Genomic DNA, 19549 nt, shown 5'->3' on the forward strand with positions numbered 1-19549 from the left:
TACTCCTCATTACTGTACTGCAATTACCCAATTAATGTGTCTACAATTCGGACACTCCTGATTAGGCTTTCCTGGCCCACGCGGGCGGCCGCAAACATAGCAAACCATTATACCGTTGGGCTTTAATTGCTTTAAAAATTCTTTATCTGACTCTGGTATAACGGGTAAGCCAGGCTTTGGCTTATCGGATTTAATAAGCGTAAAAATTCCGTTCGCTTCAATGAATAAACGCTTTACCTCCCCCAGGTGCTTTAGCTTTTCATAACGCAGCTGTGCCATGATCCGCTCTTTGGTAATGCGTGTTTTCGTCATCGTTTTTAAATCCATCACACCGTCTTTTACAAGTGTGTCAATCCGTCCTTGAGTAATTGTTTCTGATTTTTGACTTCGCGCTGATATTAAAGCAATTCCTCTGCTAATGGAAACCACAACGATGGCTATAACAAAAGATGGAAGTATTCCTCTATCAGGAGAGAGAATAGGCACACCCACGGCTGCAGCGAGCGAAACCATGGCAGCTAATTCATTACGTGTAAGCTGCGCTGCCATTCTCTTACCCAGTAAACGCATGGATGCCATAAGGATAATGTACACCAACGTCATCCTTAACATAATCTCAAGTAAAAATACAGGAGGTACTTCTCCTATAAACATGCGATGCCAATCCCATAATTTAATATCTTCCGGTTTCATAAAGTCTCTCCTAACTAATTACTAATAGATTGCCTCAATCCAGTTTTTATCGCCGCAGTTTTCACAAGAGATATTACGATCTGTAGTTTCGGCTACATAACCACAATTACAACAAGCAATTCTTGACTCATCTATTTTCGTTTGAGTATGAACAAACTCGAGTTCATTGGACGGAAAAGTTGGTAAGCCGGGCTTCGCCTCTTCTTCAGAATAAATACTAAAAAGCCCACATGCTTCAAAGTATACACGCTTAACGTTTCCCAGATTAAAGATCTTTTCCTTTCGTAAGGCGGCAAAAAGATGTTGTTTCGATAATCCTACTTTTTTCATTTCATCCAACTGCACAAGTCCATCCTTTACGAGGATATTCATGGTTCCCTGCGTAATCTCTTCCATCTTATCATTCTTAACATTTAACCAGTTAAAGCCTCTTTGAAATGCCGCTGCTAAAAGTAACGCGAGGATGCCGAGAAGTATGCCTTTATCCGGCAATTGCATAGGAACCGAAACAATGGCCCCAAAGGTAACAACTACTGCCATCTCAGTTAATGTGAGTTGGCCATCCATTCGTTTACCTAAAAGTCTAAGAATAACCAGCAGAAATAGATAGACTATAATTGTACGGATTAGAACTTCAACAAGAAATGTTGGTGGCGCTTGTCCAAACAGTATGCGTTGCCAATCCCATGACTGTATATCGTCCTTTTTCATAGTCAACTCTTCAACTATATTATAAATCAAAAATCATCACATAAGAAAGTGCTGTTTCAAGTGTGTAAACGCCCATCGTTATTGTAGAGGAAAATCCAGACAAGCGTTAGCAGTGCTTGTAAACCATTTTTGAACCCTATGTACAATTGATTACATGCTTTCTTCAGGTATAAAAGTTGAGTAACACCAATTCCATTGGTATTTTATTAATCACGATTTATACTAATCGATAGCTGCTAACGACACTACATGAAGGTTATCATTATCATATTTCTATTTCTGGTAAGCTTATCTATAATTACAGCTTTCCTGCCAACAGCTGAAGTAAGCACAAAAAAGGAAATTGCAGGAAAGCAGATTGAAGGGCCGTTTTCTCAGCCAGATTGGAAAAAGATTTTTGTTCCTGAAACACCATTAATAGAAATCGTTATACGCGGCAGCGTTACCTATCTTGCCATATTCATACTGTTGCGTGTTGTTTTAAAAAGAGAAGCGGGTACTTTAGGGATGACTGACTTACTGGTTGTAGTTATGCTTGCCGATGCCATTCAAAATGGAATGTCCGACGATTATCATTCTGTAACGGACGGAATACTTCTCGTATGCACCATACTTTTATGGAGCCACTTCTTAAATTATCTTGGATTTCATTTTCCATGGATTCAAAAGCTTATCCACCCTCCTGCATTGCTATTGGTTAAAAATGGTGTATTGATAAAAAAGAATTTACGAAAAGAGTTTATAACAGAAGACGAGCTCATGAGCCAGGTTAGAGAGCAAGGAGTGGCTTCTCTCAAGGAAGTAAAGGAAGCTTACATGGAAATGGATGGGAGAATAAGTGTTATCTCAAACACAAAAGATACAAGCACAAATAAAAAAGTAATTGCTTAAAAAGAGCCATCAGGTACATGTTTTTAATGAACATCGCTGATGAAAAAACTAGTGCTTATAATTTTCTCTCTTACTGGCGTACTCATACCTGACACCGGATTTTCACAACACAATCTGTTTGATGTACCTACAACTGAAATTGTAGAATATAAAAAACTCTTCTTTCAGCAGCAAGCCGTCTTCACAAAGGAAGAGATCAACGCTGCAACAACCTTTACTTATGGACTCGGTTACAACTTCGAAGTGGGACTAACAATCCATCAGCTTGATTTTAAAAGATCACAAGGTATAGAAGTTGACCCTGATAATCATCCAGATGAAAACCCGGACTTCCTTATCAACATGCAGAAAGCTTTTATCATCACAAATGATTTCCAGATAGGTATCGGAACAAGGAGTGGCATAAACGCTGCAAAACACAACAACGAAATTAAGTTCGTAAACTTCGATTACATCAACGGTGCGCTGGATATAAGTGATGGTGATTACGTATTTGTTGCCGGAGCCTATTATGCCAATAAACAATATGCGGGAGAAGGAACAAATTGGGGAGCGATGGCAGGCATTGACCTGGCCCTGCTAAAGAATAAGATGTATTTTATTGGCGAAGTAATTACGGGAAACTCTTCTTTAAGCGTTTTTAATACTGGCCTTGAATTTACCCTTCCAAAGAACTGGAAAATTGAAATTGGCATACAACTACCTGTACCAGGAAGTGACAATGACAGGGGAGGAATAATCCAGATCTCAAAGAATTAACACCTCATTTCTTAGTCAGAAGCCTGCCAAAACGGTCATTCAACCTCTAAAACCAACTCTGGTTAACTCCTGGCCCATTAGGCTTATTACGCCGCGATAACATGCTGAATAGATGGTAGGCTCGAAGTAGGTTCGATGAATGTTCGATGTAGGTTCGAGAAAAGGGCGTTTTGTCGATCCTACACCGTATTTACAAGCTATTTACGCTGTTTCTACGATGTATATCGAACGTATTTCACCCGAAACGGCACTTATATACATCGCTTTTGGAATACGCCTTGGGAAACCACTTTCAATCCTTGCGTCATTGATTCTCGATTTCCTCTTCTTCCTTGTTACGCTGATCATTAAATTGTTTATCGAGGCTTAAGGCCGCGGAGATAAGACCAAGGTGGGTAAAGGCTTGAGGGAAATTGCCCAGATGTTCTCCCTGAAGACCGAGCTGCTCTGCATATAGCCCGGCATGGTTGGCATACCCCAGCATCTTTTCAAAGCAGAGGCGTGCTTTATTTAACTGGCCAGACTTAGCAAGACATTCAACATACCAGAAGGTACACATAGAGAATGTTCCCTCACCTCCTGTCAGACCTTCCATAGACTCGTCTGGTCTGTACCGGTATACGAGTGAATCTGATACGAGTTGTTCTTCTATACGTTTTAGTGTTGAAAGCCACCTTGGATCTTTTGGTGCTATAAAACGCACCAGGGGCATGAGAAGGGTTGCTGCATCGACAGAGTCAGCTCCTTTATATTGTACAAAGCACTTGAGATCCTCATTCCAGAATTCTTCATGAATGGATATGAATATCTTATCTCTTTCCTTACGCCACTTGCCTGGCAATGGAAACGAGTGTGCTTTCGCGATTTTCATAGCTCGGTCCAGCGCCACCCAACACATCATACGCGAGTACAGAAATTCACGCTCTCCTCCCCTTACCTCCCATATACCCTGGTCTGGTGTATGCCAGTGATCGCACACCCAGTCTACCTGCCTGGATAAGTTACACCAGAAATCGTAAGAAATGGGTTCAGCATGCTTATCATATAGATAAATTGCATCGAGCAACTCGCCATAGATGTCGAGTTGTACCTGGTTGTATGCGGCGTTGCCAATTCTTACGGGTCGTGTATTTTTATATCCGGAAAGGTGGTCAAGTTCCTGTTCCTCCAGTTCTTTGCTTCCATCTATCCGATACATTAATTGCAAGCTTCCGGCCTCAGCAATTTCGTTACATTGCTTCTCTACCCAGTGAATAAAATCACGGGTTTCGCGCTTGTAACCCAATTTAAGTAAAGTATATACACTAAAGGAGGCATCGCGAATCCAAGTATAACGATAGTCCCAGTTTCTTACGCCGCCTATCTCTTCAGGTAAGCCAAAGGTAGGTGACGCAATAATAGAACCGTGCTTCTTTGAGGTCATCAACTTTAAAACCAGGGCTGAACGATATACTGTTTCCATCCAACGCCCTTTGTAGGTACCTCTGCTTACCCAGCTCTTCCAATAATTTATGGTATCATATAACGACTTACTCGCATAGTCTCTCAGATCCTTATTGCCCTTGGTATTACTGCCATCCAGGTATTCAAGGATAAAGATTACACTATCACCCGTATTTAATGTAAAGTCTACTTCTATATCATTATCTTTTACATTGAGGGGAATGGTAGAGGAAAATCGCAGATCTGTTGAGTTCTTGCCGTCACTGCTTCTGAGAAGTATTTCGGTATCACTTTGCCTATGTACAGTATGCCCTGTTCTGCCGTAATTAAACCTGGGCCGGCATTCCATAGTAAAATGCAAATGTCCATGTACACAGGTAACAATTCTTATTAATCTTTTACTGATCAGATCACTCTGAACAGGCATAAAATCTGCAATCTCGCCTATACCCTGCCGCTCGAGAAATCGCGTGAGCAATACATTGGTATCAGGAAGATAAAGTTGCTTTTGCCGTGTGTGGTTAGGTTCCGGAGTAATTTTAAAATACCCACCCTTATCTTTATCCAGAATAGCGGCGAAAATAGTTGGCGAGTCAAAATAAGGGAAACACATAAAGTCGATAGAACCATTTAATCCAACCAGTGCTACTGTATTTAAGTCGCCAATTACACCATAGTTCTCAATCGGTTGGTATTCATTATTATCCTGCTCCATCAACTACATTTAAAACTTTAAAAAATCACCTCATTTTTATTTCACATACTGCTATACACCCAGGAGCTTGTCCTTATACTTAGGAACAACACTAATGGATCCATCTTTTTCAAGTACTGCAGATTTAATTTCGTCTATGCTTTCAAGACCATGTGTTTTACGTGCAGCTTCCAAAATATCTTCAAGCTGCACCCTGGCCTTCTTCATTCTATCGAGATGCAGTGTACCATTCTCCAACAGAAACATGGGGACACCGTTAATGATCTTGTCGAAGATTCTGAACTTACTGGAAAACATAGCCAGTATGAAATCAATAAATACAAGGGTGAGTATAACAAGCATTCCCCCCATTATGGAGTGGTCATCATCAATCAATGCTTGTTGCGTTGCTTCACTAATGATCAGCACAAGTATTAAATCAAATGTTGTCATCTCAGACAATGTCCGCTTTCCTGCCATTCGCAGCACCACGAAGAGGAACATGTAAACAATTGCTGACCGTATAATGACCGATTCCATTGCTAGAAATATACGTATTGAGACAAGAAGGCTTTTTTACCGTTAACCTCAAGTTCCAGTTTTTGACTTCCCATCTTCATCGGATCTAGATGAAAAACTATTGTGCCGCCCTGATCTGAATTAAATTGATAAACGATGCTATTACCCCGTGCAAAAACATCGCGTGCTTCAGGAATTACGTCAGTTATTTTCACCTTATCGAAATAATCTCTATTAAGACCAACAGAAAAATCTTTAACCGTATCATCCAGAGTTAGTCTCATTTCAAAACTCTTTTCAATTCGTAAAAACCTTTCATATTCAACCTCCGCTCCTGGAAGGTTGGCAGTTTTTCTACTCATAAAATCGTGGTCACCAAATCCGCCTAGTAAGCCGAAGACAAGAACACCTGTTATAAGAATCCAAAAGACTTTTTGAATTGGCCAACTTATTCGTTGATATTTATAATCCTTGTTAATGGAAGAGATGTCTTTCTCAATATTTATTACGGATAAATCTTTTTCAGAAACTGAATGCTGGGCTATTTTCATAAACACGTGTTTTCAAACGTTTTATGCTCGCTTAAAAGTTGTGCCACAGAAATAGAAAATAGAGAAATCGTTAAAGGAAAATTAAGAAGAATGCTTACTGTTTTTCAAATACCTTTTATTCGTGCAAAAACAAAGATTTACTCCAAAATTACAGCTGCTATAATGTACTCTTCCTCCTTTTGTATTGACCTTAATGTTGAGGAAGAATCCTACAGTCCACCACATTACACAATAAAAAAAACCATTACAATCCTAGCGACTGTAATGGTTCTGTTTCAACAGTTAATTGTGTTACTTCTTAATAATCCTGAACATATAAGTATTGCTACGGCCTCGTAGTTTTACAATATGAATTCCTCCGGTAAGTGATCTTACATCAAGCCGCACCTCATCTTTTCCTCCGATGGATTCACTAAACCACTGCCTTCCTGTTAAGTCGATAATTTGAGCCTGTTCAAATTGTCCGTTTGTTCTTATAAATAATTCTTCTTTTACTTCATTGGGCCAATAGGTTATAACACCCCCATTTGGAGTTTCTTCAGAAAAAGTATTTTGCTGAGACGCAACTGTACTTGTACTCGCAGATCGTCCCGCAGTTGATTCCAATACCCATTGTGCACTAAGCCATGATGCGTTAATAGTGCCATACTGCGCATGACCCTGCAGGTTTTCAACATGAATGTATTGGTTGCTCTGCCACGCATTTTTTAACCTTACAAATCCGCTACCTGCGTCTTCAACTGTCCAGCGAGAGCTGCTCCACCCAAGAGTACGTGCTGTACATTGAACATAACCTTGCAGATTTTCAATGTGCATATACTCACCTGTACTAACATTCTTCAACTCTTTGAAACCTCCACCTACATCTTCGAGCGTCCATTCATAAGTTGTTCCTGAAGGTGATGCAGCATAGCGTACCCTGTCACCGGCATCATATAAGTATGTGTTTTGCCACCGATTCTTAATTCTATAAGTTACTCCGCTATTACCGCCTCCATTTGTAGCTGTGAAAGTGAGATAGTTAAGATTAAAATCATCAGCATCTACCACTATGCGTAAAACCTTTTGTCCTGTTGTTAGTGCAGGAGTAGTTACACTTACCGTTTGCCATGTCTGCCAGTTACCGGTGTTAGGTACCGAAATAGTTCCTGATATGTTAGTGCCATCAAGTTCGACATGAAAAGTTCTTCCTGATAAACCAGAAGCAACTCTTGCCTGCAAAGTATAAGCACCTGCGGTTGAAACATTCACCGTATATTCAAGCCACTCTGTACTCCGCATCCAACCCACGTTGTAGCCGCCTTCAGCACAAGATTCAATATCAACGCCTGTGGTACGATACTGCCCTCCTGAATTTGTTGCATCTGCATCATGATAAGAAATGCCTTCACCACCATTATCAAAGTCTTCTGCCTGAATTGTCCCCGGGATGCTTCTTGCTGTTCCTCCATAGGGTGTTTGCGATGCAGGAGAATTAACAACGAGTTTAAGTTGCTTTGTGCCTGTACCACCACTATTGGATGCAGAGAGGGTAACTGTAAATGTACCGGTAGCGGTAGGCGTACCACTGATAACACCTGTACTCGTATTTACACTTAAGCCGGCAGGTAAGCCTGAAGCTGTGAAGGATGTCGGATTGTTTGATGCGGTAATGCCAGCGCTATAAGCTGTGTTTACTACACCATCAGGTAATGAAGTATTTGATATAACCGGAGCAGTGGCCTGATTTACAACAAGACTTAATTGCTTTGTTGCAGCGCCGGCACTGTTAGTAGCAGAAAGGGTAACATTAAAATTACCTGCTACAGTTGGGGTACCACTGATCACACCTGTACTGGCATTGACAGTAAGCCCCGCAGGCAAACCAGTTGCACCGTATGTTGTCGGGTTGTTGGTTGCACTAATACTTGCATTGTATGGTGTGTTTATCGTACCTGAAGGAAGAGATGTATTAGAAATAACGGGAGGCTGCGCCGTGATTCCATTAATTGCAAAAGTTGTACTTGACTCATTCAGAATAGGCGCCGTAGCCGCATTTCTTATCACCAGGTTTTGGGTGGACATAAAACCATTTACCTGCGGAAGAACAAGTAAGCCATGACCTAGATAATCGTCATATGTTTCCGGTGTGTAATTGTTTACATTATTATCCCTTCCTGTACCATCGATAGTAACATTGATAAGCTCAAGGTTGGTGATCCGGTAACTGGATGCAACATTGTAAATCATTATCGCATCCTTCTGAGAATTGAGAATGTCAACATTTCTTAAACGAAGGTTTTGAAGATTATAGAGTCGCGTAAAGATATCAACGGCTCCATAGCGGTTAAACCATAAGTTTGCATTTGTACCACAGGAGATAACTGTAGTTTCATAAATCTCCATCCAAAGTGTAGTGCTAAACTCAGGGCCAGGAAAATCTGAATTCACACGAATCCCGGTTTCCGTATTGTCTTTAATGAGAAGATGATGTCCCCTATGACCACCACCACCAAAGAAACCGATACCCGCAGCACGCCACGTATGTTCTGCAGTACAATAACGGAATTCGTTATTGACACTTGCGGGTCCATCAAAGGATGACCACGATGCCATCGCGTCATCACCATTGTTTCTGAAATTTGAATGCTCGCAAATTGAATTGCTTGTTCCCTTCGAGAAGTTCACACCATCCGCATAGTTGTTTCTAAAGCGTGAACCGGTTATCAATAATCCGTCTGTAATGGTAGAACTTTGCCAGTTTGCTATCCATGCACCTACTTCAAAATGTTCAACCCATACCCTTTCAATGGATGAGTTGGTTCCATATCCTCCGGTAAAACCTTTGTAGCCTGCCGTGCGATTTGTGTTTTCGGTATTCATGTAGAAATCTTTAAAATGAAGATTGCTACCGTTGGTTTCAATACCTCCGCTATTTGGCCCGGGATTACTGAAGTATAATTCTGTATGCCACATACCCGCACCTTGAACGGTAAGGTTATTGACATTAGAGAACATCCACTTACCACCTTGTGAACCCAGCAAAAATCTGCCTTCAGGAATGTAAATGTTCTTACCTTGTGTGCGAGCATCGTTAAGACAGTTTACAAAGGCTTGCATATCATCAGCCTGGTCGTTAGGATTTGCACCATAACTGGTAACGGAAAGGCTGTTTGCGGGCTGACCAATAGGATCAGGAATAGGTTCCATCTCAATAAAGTCAACGATATAAGTAATGCCATCAGCGTTTGTTTTTTGCAACCTGATCTCACTTCCCACTGCTACCTGCGTGGGAAGCTTTACACGCACTTCATCAAATCGCATTCGCTGCGTCCAGCCAGATGACGGTGAGTTAGTGGGATCTTTGGTGCCATCTCCCCGGTTAGGGCTAAAATATTGCCATGCCCACTTAGAAGTTAAACTGATGTTCTGAATAAAAGTATTACCTACATAAAGTGCAAGGCTTCCGGTTTGTCCGCCTCCACCAGGAGCATCAGGCATACTAAAGCGAAGTACCAGACCGCGGGCGGCCTGCGTTATATTCCAGCGCACAAATGAATTTTGGACACTAAGGCTCGCGCATATCTGATCACTGGCTTCTGATTCCACTTTCTTCTGATCAAAAGTAGGGCCTAGCAGGGTTGCCCCTCCTCCTATTGAAGTAGATGAAGCTTCGTATCTTTTGTATGGCATCTGGTATGCGCCGCGTGGTAATCCATCGCTTTGTGCTTCAACAGGTGTTGTGTTAAATAATTGAAACAGCATGAATACATATGCGACTATGCGCAATACTTTATCATGACAGGCTTTTAGAAAGTAAGTATTAATTGTTTTCATAGTTGGTGGTAAGTTGTTTAGAAATAGTTTGATGCTACACTGCTAATTCTTTCTTACGATAGCATTGCTAAAACCTTAAGGAAAAATTCTTTCTTTCATAATCACTTATTTGTGTTGTGGTGGCCTTTGTTAATAAGTGAATTTTGAATTTCCATCAGAAAGTCTATCCTACAAATAGGAAAACTTTGTGGCTAATTTTTCTACCCCAAATGATGCCCTAACGAGCGGCAGAATTGATCGTTAAAAAGAACTTTACTGCCGTTGCATGGAAATAGGATAAGGCGGAACCAATAATGGAAAGGTTCTGCAACGCATGGATTAAAAAACAAAGAATATTTTTGAGACGTATTGGCCGATTTTTTATCCTTTAAATATATAAATTAGAAAAGCAGCGTACATGGGTTAGAAATAGATACGCATGGATGGTAGGATGCTTGTTAACAAAAAGGAAGCTGCCTCATTTACTGGAGCAGCTTCCTTTCATTATTTAATTAAAGTATTAGTACTAATATGGCTTAGCTTCGTGCGCTGTTGCTTCAGCTTGTTTTACAGCCTGATGCGTTTGTGTTGAACCAATAGGTCCTTTGTCTATTTTTTCTTTTGCAGCTTTCTGTAACCCTTCCGATACGCGTCTTCCGTATTCTGGATCGCATTTGGTAAAGAGTTCAACCATCTTGTCCTGAATATGCTTTTGCGCAGGCGCTAATGTATTTACTAAGTTTTTAATCAAATCGTCACGCTCCCAATCCTCAAACGATCTGAAACGCTCTCCTGCCTGCTTAAAGTCGTTTGTGCGTTCAATCTTTTGTCTTACCAGGTTAGCGTTGTAATGTGGTTCATGGTCTTTGCCTGTCTTAGGAGCTTCCTTCAATCCATTTAAGGACGAAGGCTCATAATTAACATGTGGATTTTGTCCTGCGCCATGATCTACGTGATAAGTCATTTGCCCATCGCGCTGGTTTGTAGCTACATGCTTTCTTGGCGAGTTGATGGGTAATTGTAAATAATTAGGTCCTACACGGTAGCGTTGCGTATCAGAGTATGAGAATGTTCTGCCCTGCAACATTTTGTCATCCGAGAAGGCGAGTCCATCTACAAGTACACCAGTACCAAATGCAGCCTGCTCTACTTCGGCAAAGTAGTTTTCAGGATTTCGGTTCAAAGTCATCTTACCCACAGGTAAGAATGGAAACTTGTCGATCGGCCATATTTTGGTATCATCAAGCGGATCGAAGTCAAGTTCAGGATGTTCATCGTCACTCATGATCTGCACACAAAGCTCCCACGATGGAAAGTTACCTCTTTCAATTGCCTCGTAAAGATCCTGAGTGGCATGATTAAAGTTCTTGCTTTGTACTTGTTCTGCTTCTGCCTGTGTCAGGTTCTTTATTCCCTGCAGCGGCTCCCAATGGTATTTAACAAGCACTGCTTCGCCATCCTGGTTTACCCATTTGTACGTGTTAACACCAGATCCCTGCATCTGCCTGTAGTTGGCAGGTATACCCCATGGTGAGAACAGAAACGTAATCATGTGCATCGCTTCAGGCGTGTTGCTGATGAAGTCAAAAATTCTTTCACCATCCTGGCGGTTAGTTACCGGATCCGGCTTAAATGCATGGATAAGATCCGGGAATTTAATGGCATCACGTATAAAGAAAATCTTAAGGTTGTTGCCTACCAGGTCCCAGTTGCCATCTTCTGTATAAAACTTAACGGCAAACCCTCTTGGATCGCGCAACGTTTCGGGTGAATGCCCGCCATGTGTTACTGAAGAAAAACGAACAAACACTGGCGTACGCTTTCCTTTTTCCTGAAATAACTTTGCTCTCGTATATTTTGAGACAGGGTCATTGCCAACTGTTCCATAACTTTCAAAGTAACCATGAGCACCCGCACCACGGGCATGCACAACACGTTCAGGAATACGTTCACGGTCGAAATGGGAGATTTTCTCAATAAAGTGGTAATTCTCAAGTGTGGCCGGACCACGATTACCTATTGTCTTTAAATTCTGGTTGTCAGTTACGGGGTGTCCCTGGCGTGTAGTGAGAATGTTGTCTCCAGAAGTACCCTTACCATTTCCACCTTTACCATTCGGTGTGTTTTTATCATCTTCAATCATGACTTATTTGTTTTTTAGTACGAAGAATTAAACCGGTTTAAATGAAGAAACCATGAGAAGAGAAGAGGCAAAAAATTAATGCCTCTAAATGCTGCTTCACCAGAAAAAGTACGTAAAAACACCTCTTACGAGGCTCAGAGGCAGTAATCGATTATTTCTATTGGATATAAAACATTTCTATTAACACCATTCGCGTCAAATAGCAACACTTAGAACGTAGTTATTAATGATGGCAAAGGCTACACCAATACATGCCCCGGTAATTATTTCTACTAAAGTATGTCGTCTTAATACCACCCTTGAGGCGGCAATTAAAACAGAAAAGCTTAAAAGCAACAGGAAGGTAAGCAAGCTCAAATTAAGATAAGTTACGGCAAGGAATATTGACACGCTCGTGTGCAGAGAGGTTTTTATTTTAAAGTTTATAATAGCAGAACAACCCACCATTAACAATGCACAGGAGGTCCCGATAAAAAACGCGGTGGTATCAGGTATAAAATATAAAACAATCGCGGCTATTGAAAGTAAGATGATAGCAAAGGGATAGAATGATTGTCGCTGCTTTTGATCTGATACATCAAAGTTTGTATACTCCTTGTTTTTCACTTTAATGTAATTTCTTATGGCAACTGGAATTACCACAACACCTATGACGATGAATGAAAGGATGAAAGCCTTTATAGCATCATACAGCTGAAAGGAGATAAGTAATGTAAAAACACTAAGCATGGATAACGGGTGACCTAGTATTGACACAAGTTGTGCGATATAATGTATTGTATCGTTATCCTTTGATCTACGCAAGAGATTTCAAATAAGCAGTAAAAATAAATTAAAGCTGCTCATATCAAAAGTTTTTCTAATGACACTTACAGGGTATGTACTACTGTAGATGCTTTAACTTACTTCCATTTTAATCAGTGTAGAACGAATTGAATCTAATGGGGAATAAACAGGATTATTCGCAACAAGATCTCATAAGGTATGGGATTTGGAAAGTATATAGTACCTGTTCATATTTCGTAGTTCACGAAGGAAAGAACAGCAATTACATTTACCTGAAGGCGTTGATATGGAGCAGAATGAAATTAATAAATATAATGTGCCCATTTGGGGAGGAATTGAATGTACGGTGCATAGGATCGGAAATAGTTTTGGTAATCAGTTGGAAAGAAATAGGCACAAGTACCGCCTCTCTGACCTCGACCTGATAGCCGATCTCGGGATTAAGACAATACGATATCCAGTGATATGGGAGTCAATTGCCCCACATGGGTTAGACAAAGCTGATTGGTCATGGATTGATGAGCGACTTCATAAGCTTAAAGAATTGGGGATTACTCCTATTGCTAGTTTTCTTCACCATGGTAGCGGTCCGGTTCACACAAGTCTGATTGATTCTAACTTACCAAAGGAGTTTTCAGAGTTTGCCATTGCAGTTGCTGAAAGATATCCATGGCTGGAATACTTCACCCCTGTTAATGAACCACTGACGACTGCACGCTTTAGTTGTTTGTATGGGCATTGGTATCCGCACAAAAGAGATAATGAAAATTTTGGTAAGGCGCTGTTAATTCAATGCAAAGCTACTGTAATGGCGGTGAACGAAATAAAGAAAAGAATTCCTTCAGCCAAACTTGTACAAACAGAAGATCTGGGCAAATGCCATGGTACACCTGAATTGCAACACCAGTGGAATTTAGAAAATGAAAGGCGGTGGTTATCGCTGGATATGTTGACAGGTAGAATAAACGAGAATGAATTTGTTAAGAGGTTTTTCAAGAACATTCCAAGTCTTACCGCTGACATAGAATACCTTTCAGCTAATTTCTATCCTCCGGACATTATCGGAATTAACTACTATATAACTAGTGAACGCTACCTTGATCATGAGTACGAAAAATATCCTGAATGGTCACACGGGGGCAATGGCATTGACAAGTATGCAGATGTTGATATAGTTCGTGCCGATATTTGTAAACGAGCTGGCCACTATACAATATTAAAAGAAACGCATGAGCGCTACGGGCTGCCAATAGCACTTACGGAAGTACATATTGGTGCCACACGAGACGAACAGTTGAGGTGGTTTGTAGAAGCGTTAAGGGCAGCCAACAAATTAAAAAGCGAAGGCATAGATTTCAGAGGCTTAACAGTGTGGTCTATGTTCGGTGCTTTTGATTGGAATACGCTTCTAACCAAACAAAACAACTTTTATGAGACAGGTGTTTTTGATGTGAGCTCCGGAAAGCCAAGGCCAACGGCTCTTGCTAAATTTATTAAAAAAGTCTGCAATGGAGAGAAAGCTGATCACCAGGTACTTCATGCGGATGGATGGTGGATGAATCCTGGTACGGTAAATATTATGTTTGGTACTAAGCAGGAAGAGCGCCAACTTACAACTGTTGAAAACGTAAATCCTGACCTCCCCGCTCCAACACCAAAGCCAGTGTTGATTACTGGTGCAACAGGTACCTTGGGGCGGGCATTTGAAAGGCTTTGTAAAATCCGGAATATATCCTATGTACTATTAAGCAGGAAGGATATGGACATTGCCGACCGGGATTCAGTAGAAGAAGTGATAAAACATTATGAGCCATGGGCTGTGATAAATGCCGCCGGCTTTGTTAAGGTTGACGAGGCCGAGTTGAACCCTTCTGTATGCCTGAGAGAAAACACACTTGGGCCAGCGATACTCGCGGCTATAAGTAGGAAATACGGAGCTTCTTTTCTAACGTTCTCAACTGATTTTGTTTTTAACGGAAATACACATAGACCGTATCTTGAGCGAGATGAGGCAAAACCATTAAATATTTATGGCGTTTCAAAATTTTTAGCAGAAACCAGAGTATTTAATGCACATCCTTCTTCTCTTATTATTCGCACCAGCTCTTTCTTTGGCCCATGGGATAATTATAACTTTCTTTCAATGATGATCAGTAATCTCGAAAAAGGAGAGCGCTTCATGGCATTATCAGACTTTATAGTTTCGCCTACCTATGTACCTGATCTTGTAAATGCCTGCCTTGATCTTTTAACAGATGAAGAAAATGGAATCTGGCATATTACTCAGCCTTCTGCCTTAAGCTGGAGAGATTTCGCTCTAATGACAGCGGAGATCGCTAACCTTGATACTTCACTTATCACAACGGCGAATCCAAAAGAGTTAGGTTATACAGCTGTCAGGCCACAATATAGCGCACTTAAAAGCGCTCGTGGTTTATTAATGCCGGAGCTTGATAGTGCTATTAATAGATTTCTAACGGATAGAAAGATGGCAATTGCGTAGCCGTTGTGGATAATATATACCGAAGAAGTCAAATAGCTTCGGTATATATTTTTGTTTAAATTTTGCCGAACAATATATAATGATATTTGCAGTAACTATTCCGCTTGACGAACCTGTAATGGTATTTGCGGTCGTCTTGCTGGTGATTCTTCTCGGTCCGCTTTTATTTACCAGACTTAAAATTCCAGGAATTGTAGGACTGATTCTGGCAGGGGTTTTAATTGGACCTCACGGATTAAACATTATCGAAAGAGATAGTAGTATTATTTTGTTCGGAAGAATAGGATTACTCTACATTCTTTTTCTTGCCGGGTTGGAAATAGATCTGCATGATTTTAAAAAGAACAAGAATAAAGGACTGACTTTTGGAATCCTGACCTTCCTGCTTCCTTTTACTCTCGGATTTCTTACTTCTTATTATCTCCTTCACTATAGTATAAATGCCTCTATACTACTTGCCAGTATGTTTTCAACACATACACCGATTGCATATCCTATTATCAGCAAACTTGGCATAACACAAAATCGAGCTGTTACAGTAACCATAGGAGGAACAATTATTACAGATGCCTTGGTGCTTATTATTCTTGCTGTCATCACCAATGTGGTTTCATATGAACTGAACGCACTCATCTTCATCAAACTATTCGCATCACTTGGGTTTCTGGTATTTGCCATTTTATGGGGAGTTCCTCGTCTTGCCCGGTATTTCTTTAAGAATCTTGAAACAGAGGCTTATTCACACTACATCTTTGTACTTAGTGTTGTCTTTGTTTCCGGTTCACTTGCACATTTAATCGGTGTAGAACCGATCATCGGAGCTTTTCTTGCAGGCCTTGCCCTGAATCAGTTAATTCCAAATACATCAACATTGATGAACAGAATAGACTTTGTCGGGAACTCACTTTTCATTCCATTCTTCCTCGTGAGCGTAGGCATGTTGGTAGATGTGGGGGTTTTATTTAAAGGACCTGAATCTCTTATTATAGCTTTAATCATTATTGTTATTGCATTTATAGGGAAGTGGCTCGCTGCATTTATCACCCAAAAAGTATTCAGGTTTACAAGAACAGAGCGAAACCTAATCTGGGGTATGAGTAGTGCACATGCCGCTGCAACGATAGCTGTGGTGCTCATTGGCTTCAATCTTAAGATCCTGGATGAAAACATATTAAATGCCACTGTACTTCTGATTCTCATTTCGTGCATCGGTAGCAGTTTCATCTCGGAAAAAGCAGGAAGAAAGATTGCCGCAGAAGAAGCAAACAATTTTACATCACGACAAAAAGAGCGAATACTTGTGCCCATAGCGAATCTTCAAAATGTTGATCGTATAGCTGACCTGACTATGCTCATAAAAGACCAACTGTCTACAGAGCCTATATACCCTCTTTATGTAGTTAAAGACGATGGAACGATAGATGAGAAAATGGCGGAGTACCAGAAAAAAATGGAACTGGCCCTAAAAAACAGTGCATTAGAAACAGATAAAGAACCTGTGTTCAGGATTGATGTAAATGTTGCAGAAGGTGTTTTACGTGCGGTTAAGGAACTACAGATAACGGAAATCATTATGGGCTGGAACGGTGAGATAAGTAGCGGCCAACGCTTTGGGCCCGTTTGCGATCGGGTTATAGCTAATACTACAACGCAGCTTCTGATATGCAGGTTGATTCAGCCGTTACATACAATAGCCAGAGTAGTAGTGGTTGTTCCTAAATTTGCAGAACAAGAATCTGGTTTTCCTGAATGGGTAGCTACTATTCTACAACTCGTAAGAAATGCGGGTACAACTTTACGACTATATTGCACGCCAGAAACTTTTCGAAAATTCAATTACTATAATACAACAAAGGAGAAGGCAATCGATGCTGATTATATTCCATTTCAAAACTGGGATAACTTTCTCACCCTACTAAGCGACCTTGAAGAGAACGATCTTTTTATGGTAGTAATGGCTAGACAGAATACCCTTTCGTATCTAAAGAATATGGAGCGGGTACCTCGGGACCTTTCACGTAACTTTAGACACATCAGCTCAATGGTATTATTTCCTCAGCAAATACCAGAACAGGTTAATTTAACTAGTAATCGCATAAAAAATCAGAAGAATAAGGGCAGGTACAGTATTTGAAAAAAGTGTCCAACCAGTAAAAACTGGAAATAATATGCAACGGGAAACAAAGCTGGTTGAAAGAAATATTAAGGCCTTACTGGAAAGGAAAAGAGATGCGGAAAAGAACAAGAAGTGGCAAGACAAACTTGCAGATACTGTAACACGTTTTACCGGATCAATTACTTTTGTTATTATTCATCTGGTCTTGTTTTCGTCATGGATAATTATAAATCTAGGTCTTACCCCGTTTAAAAAATTTGATCCTTCCTTTGTCGTGCTGGCAATGTTCGCATCTGTTGAGGCAATATTTCTCTCAACGTTTGTTCTCATCTCACAAAATAGAATGGCTGTACTCGCGGATAAAAGAGCCGATCTTGACCTTCATATAAGCTTACTCTCAGAGCATGAACTTACACGGCTAATTAAACTTGTGAAAGACATTGCCGCTAAAATGGATGTGCAGGAAGCAGCAAACCCGGAGTTACCGGAGCTGGAAAAGGATGTGATGCCGGAAAAAGTTCTTGATATCCTCGAAGAAAAGGAGAAGAACGTTAAATCAAAATAATATTTCCAACCAATGTATTTTCTTATCTAAAACTTTTAGTCTATAAAGAGAAGAATAAGCGTATTCAGAAGTACCCATTTCTATTCATTTTTAAGGAACCATCGGATTGAAGCTTGTGAAACTCCTTTTGGTATTTCATGTCCACCGTCAAATTCATTATAATCTACTAAAACGCTTTGCTGTTTGAGTCGAGGTACAATACGTCTGCTGCAAGGATCTATTGGTAATACAGAATCTCTTGTACCATGTGAGATAAAAATACGTGGCTTCCCTTTAGTTAATATCGTGTAAAAGAACCCGGGCGAGAAAGCGATAACGTGCGTGAATAAATCGCCATTCGTTAACCCCAGGCATAATGCATAAGAAGCGCCATCTGAAAAACCACCTATAGCAATTCGTGAAGTGTCTACTGAATATGTATTAAATACATGTTCTAATGCCTGATCTATATAAATGACATCACGATCGAAGCCATCATTTGCAATGATATCCCACGTTTGTCCTCTAGAAGAGGGCGCTAATAAAATAATGTTATTCTCATCTGCATAGGCGCGAATTAGTGCGAGCCCATGTTCAGCATTACCTCCTGCACCATGAAGCATAACAGCAAGTGCAGCAGGACTATCTTTATTGTATCCTTTTGGTACGTACATCAATCCATCTCGTCCTTTATCCAGCTTCAGTTGTTGCAAACCTACGGTACCATCGCTGTTTTTAAGATTCTCCTTCGGCCTTGCCATTAGACGGCCTTGTCTGTAAACTTCTCTTTGCGTGACCATATTCCCTTCTTTCCCCTCTCCTGGCAAACTAGATTCAATATTGTTTTTACCGCATAGAATAGCAGTTATAGCGGTAACAGATATAACAATTTTTAGAAGCAACAAAATATATTGATGTCTCTTTTTATTATAACAAAGAAGACAGTTACGCTCTAAAACATAACTGTCCTCTTAAATATATAATTTCGATAAATTAATTTGATCTGTCTGCTTATACGACAGTCAGTCTTCGCGATCAAAGTTATCAGGTATTGACATTACGTCCTCACTATTACCAAGAATAGCTCCGGTGGAACGACCTGTGTCATTCTCAACATCCCTGTTAATTGATTCCTTGATTCCCCGGCGCTCGTCATCACTAATACGACTAGCTGAAGAAGCTTCCGGTGTTTCGTTGTTTATGCTACCTGCGGTAGGTGCATCTGGTCCGCTGCTTATTATCTCACCAGACGTTACAGGACTGCCTGTTGCTATTTCGTCAGCGCTATTCTCTGCTCCTCCATTTCCTTCCGGCATCCTCGTAGCGTCTGTCCGTTCTACCGTACGCCTTGCATCTGTAAGACGTATGGATTGGCTTCTGTTTGTTTCCATGTTGATTAGT

General features: G+C 40.6%; 15 protein-coding genes. 5 read left to right on the top strand and 10 right to left on the bottom strand.

Going from position 1 to position 19549, the window contains the following annotated elements; translation table 11 throughout:
* Positions 1 to 9: 9 nt before the first annotated feature.
* A complete protein-coding gene (locus KK060_RS06225; protein ID WP_254152839.1) occupies positions 10 to 693 on the bottom strand; it encodes a DUF421 domain-containing protein in 684 nt (227 codons plus the stop codon).
* A 21-nt stretch (positions 694 to 714) separates the two neighbouring features.
* Positions 715 to 1404, bottom strand: a complete 690-nt coding sequence (locus KK060_RS06230) for a DUF421 domain-containing protein (protein WP_254152840.1) — start codon at positions 1402 to 1404, stop codon at positions 715 to 717.
* Positions 1405 to 1653: 249 nt separating this feature from the next.
* Here KK060_RS06230 and KK060_RS06235 point away from each other — a divergent pair, with 249 nt between their 5' ends.
* Positions 1654 to 2295, top strand: coding sequence for a DUF421 domain-containing protein (locus tag KK060_RS06235; RefSeq protein WP_254152841.1), 642 nt, complete (start codon positions 1654 to 1656; stop codon positions 2293 to 2295).
* Between the two features lie 39 nt (positions 2296 to 2334).
* Complete coding sequence (locus tag KK060_RS06240; RefSeq protein ID WP_254152842.1) at positions 2335 to 3054, top strand: hypothetical protein; 720 nt, start codon at positions 2335 to 2337, stop codon at positions 3052 to 3054.
* A 304-nt stretch (positions 3055 to 3358) separates the two neighbouring features.
* Here KK060_RS06240 and KK060_RS06245 read toward each other — a convergent pair whose 3' ends face one another.
* The 6 genes from KK060_RS06245 to KK060_RS06270 form a co-directional block, all read right to left on the bottom strand.
* Positions 3359 to 5212, bottom strand: coding sequence for a glycoside hydrolase family 15 protein (locus KK060_RS06245; RefSeq protein ID WP_254152843.1), 1854 nt, complete (start codon positions 5210 to 5212; stop codon positions 3359 to 3361).
* A 51-nt stretch (positions 5213 to 5263) separates the two neighbouring features.
* Complete coding sequence (locus tag KK060_RS06250; protein WP_254152844.1) at positions 5264 to 5731, bottom strand: DUF421 domain-containing protein; 468 nt, start codon at positions 5729 to 5731, stop codon at positions 5264 to 5266.
* 2 nt (positions 5732 to 5733) lie between these two features.
* Positions 5734 to 6261 (bottom strand): hypothetical protein, encoded by a 528-nt coding sequence (locus tag KK060_RS06255; RefSeq protein ID WP_254152845.1) that lies wholly within the window; start codon positions 6259 to 6261, stop codon positions 5734 to 5736.
* A gap of 291 nt (positions 6262 to 6552) precedes the next feature.
* On the bottom strand, positions 6553 to 10077 hold the full coding sequence (locus KK060_RS06260) for a carbohydrate-binding protein (protein ID WP_254152846.1): 3525 nt from the start codon (positions 10075 to 10077) through the stop codon (positions 6553 to 6555).
* A gap of 505 nt (positions 10078 to 10582) precedes the next feature.
* The gene (locus tag KK060_RS06265) at positions 10583 to 12199 is read right to left on the bottom strand and encodes a catalase (protein ID WP_254152847.1); all 1617 of its coding nucleotides are present in this window, start codon (positions 12197 to 12199) and stop codon (positions 10583 to 10585) included.
* A gap of 195 nt (positions 12200 to 12394) precedes the next feature.
* Positions 12395 to 13003, bottom strand: coding sequence for a hypothetical protein (locus KK060_RS06270; RefSeq protein ID WP_254152848.1), 609 nt, complete (start codon positions 13001 to 13003; stop codon positions 12395 to 12397).
* Between the two features lie 268 nt (positions 13004 to 13271).
* On the opposite strand from KK060_RS06270, the gene KK060_RS06275 reads away from it, so the two are divergent.
* The 3 genes from KK060_RS06275 to KK060_RS06285 all read left to right on the top strand — a co-directional run bounded on the left by KK060_RS06275 (position 13272) and on the right by KK060_RS06285 (position 18169).
* A complete protein-coding gene (locus KK060_RS06275; protein WP_254152849.1) occupies positions 13272 to 15488 on the top strand; it encodes a family 1 glycosylhydrolase in 2217 nt (738 codons plus the stop codon).
* Positions 15489 to 15567: 79 nt separating this feature from the next.
* Positions 15568 to 17622, top strand: coding sequence for a cation:proton antiporter (locus tag KK060_RS06280; RefSeq protein ID WP_254152850.1), 2055 nt, complete (start codon positions 15568 to 15570; stop codon positions 17620 to 17622).
* Between the two features lie 34 nt (positions 17623 to 17656).
* Positions 17657 to 18169, top strand: coding sequence for a DUF1003 domain-containing protein (locus tag KK060_RS06285; protein WP_254152851.1), 513 nt, complete (start codon positions 17657 to 17659; stop codon positions 18167 to 18169).
* Positions 18170 to 18249: 80 nt separating this feature from the next.
* Here KK060_RS06285 and KK060_RS06290 read toward each other — a convergent pair whose 3' ends face one another.
* Positions 18250 to 19050 (bottom strand): alpha/beta hydrolase, encoded by an 801-nt coding sequence (locus KK060_RS06290; protein ID WP_254152852.1) that lies wholly within the window; start codon positions 19048 to 19050, stop codon positions 18250 to 18252.
* 120 nt (positions 19051 to 19170) lie between these two features.
* A complete protein-coding gene (locus KK060_RS06295) occupies positions 19171 to 19539 on the bottom strand; it encodes a hypothetical protein (RefSeq protein WP_254152853.1) in 369 nt (122 codons plus the stop codon).
* Between the last annotated feature and the right edge of the window lie 10 nt (positions 19540 to 19549).

It is taken from the genome of Chryseosolibacter indicum (genome assembly GCF_018598585.1).
Lineage (GTDB): Bacteria > Bacteroidota > Bacteroidia > Cytophagales > Cyclobacteriaceae > Chryseosolibacter > Chryseosolibacter indicus.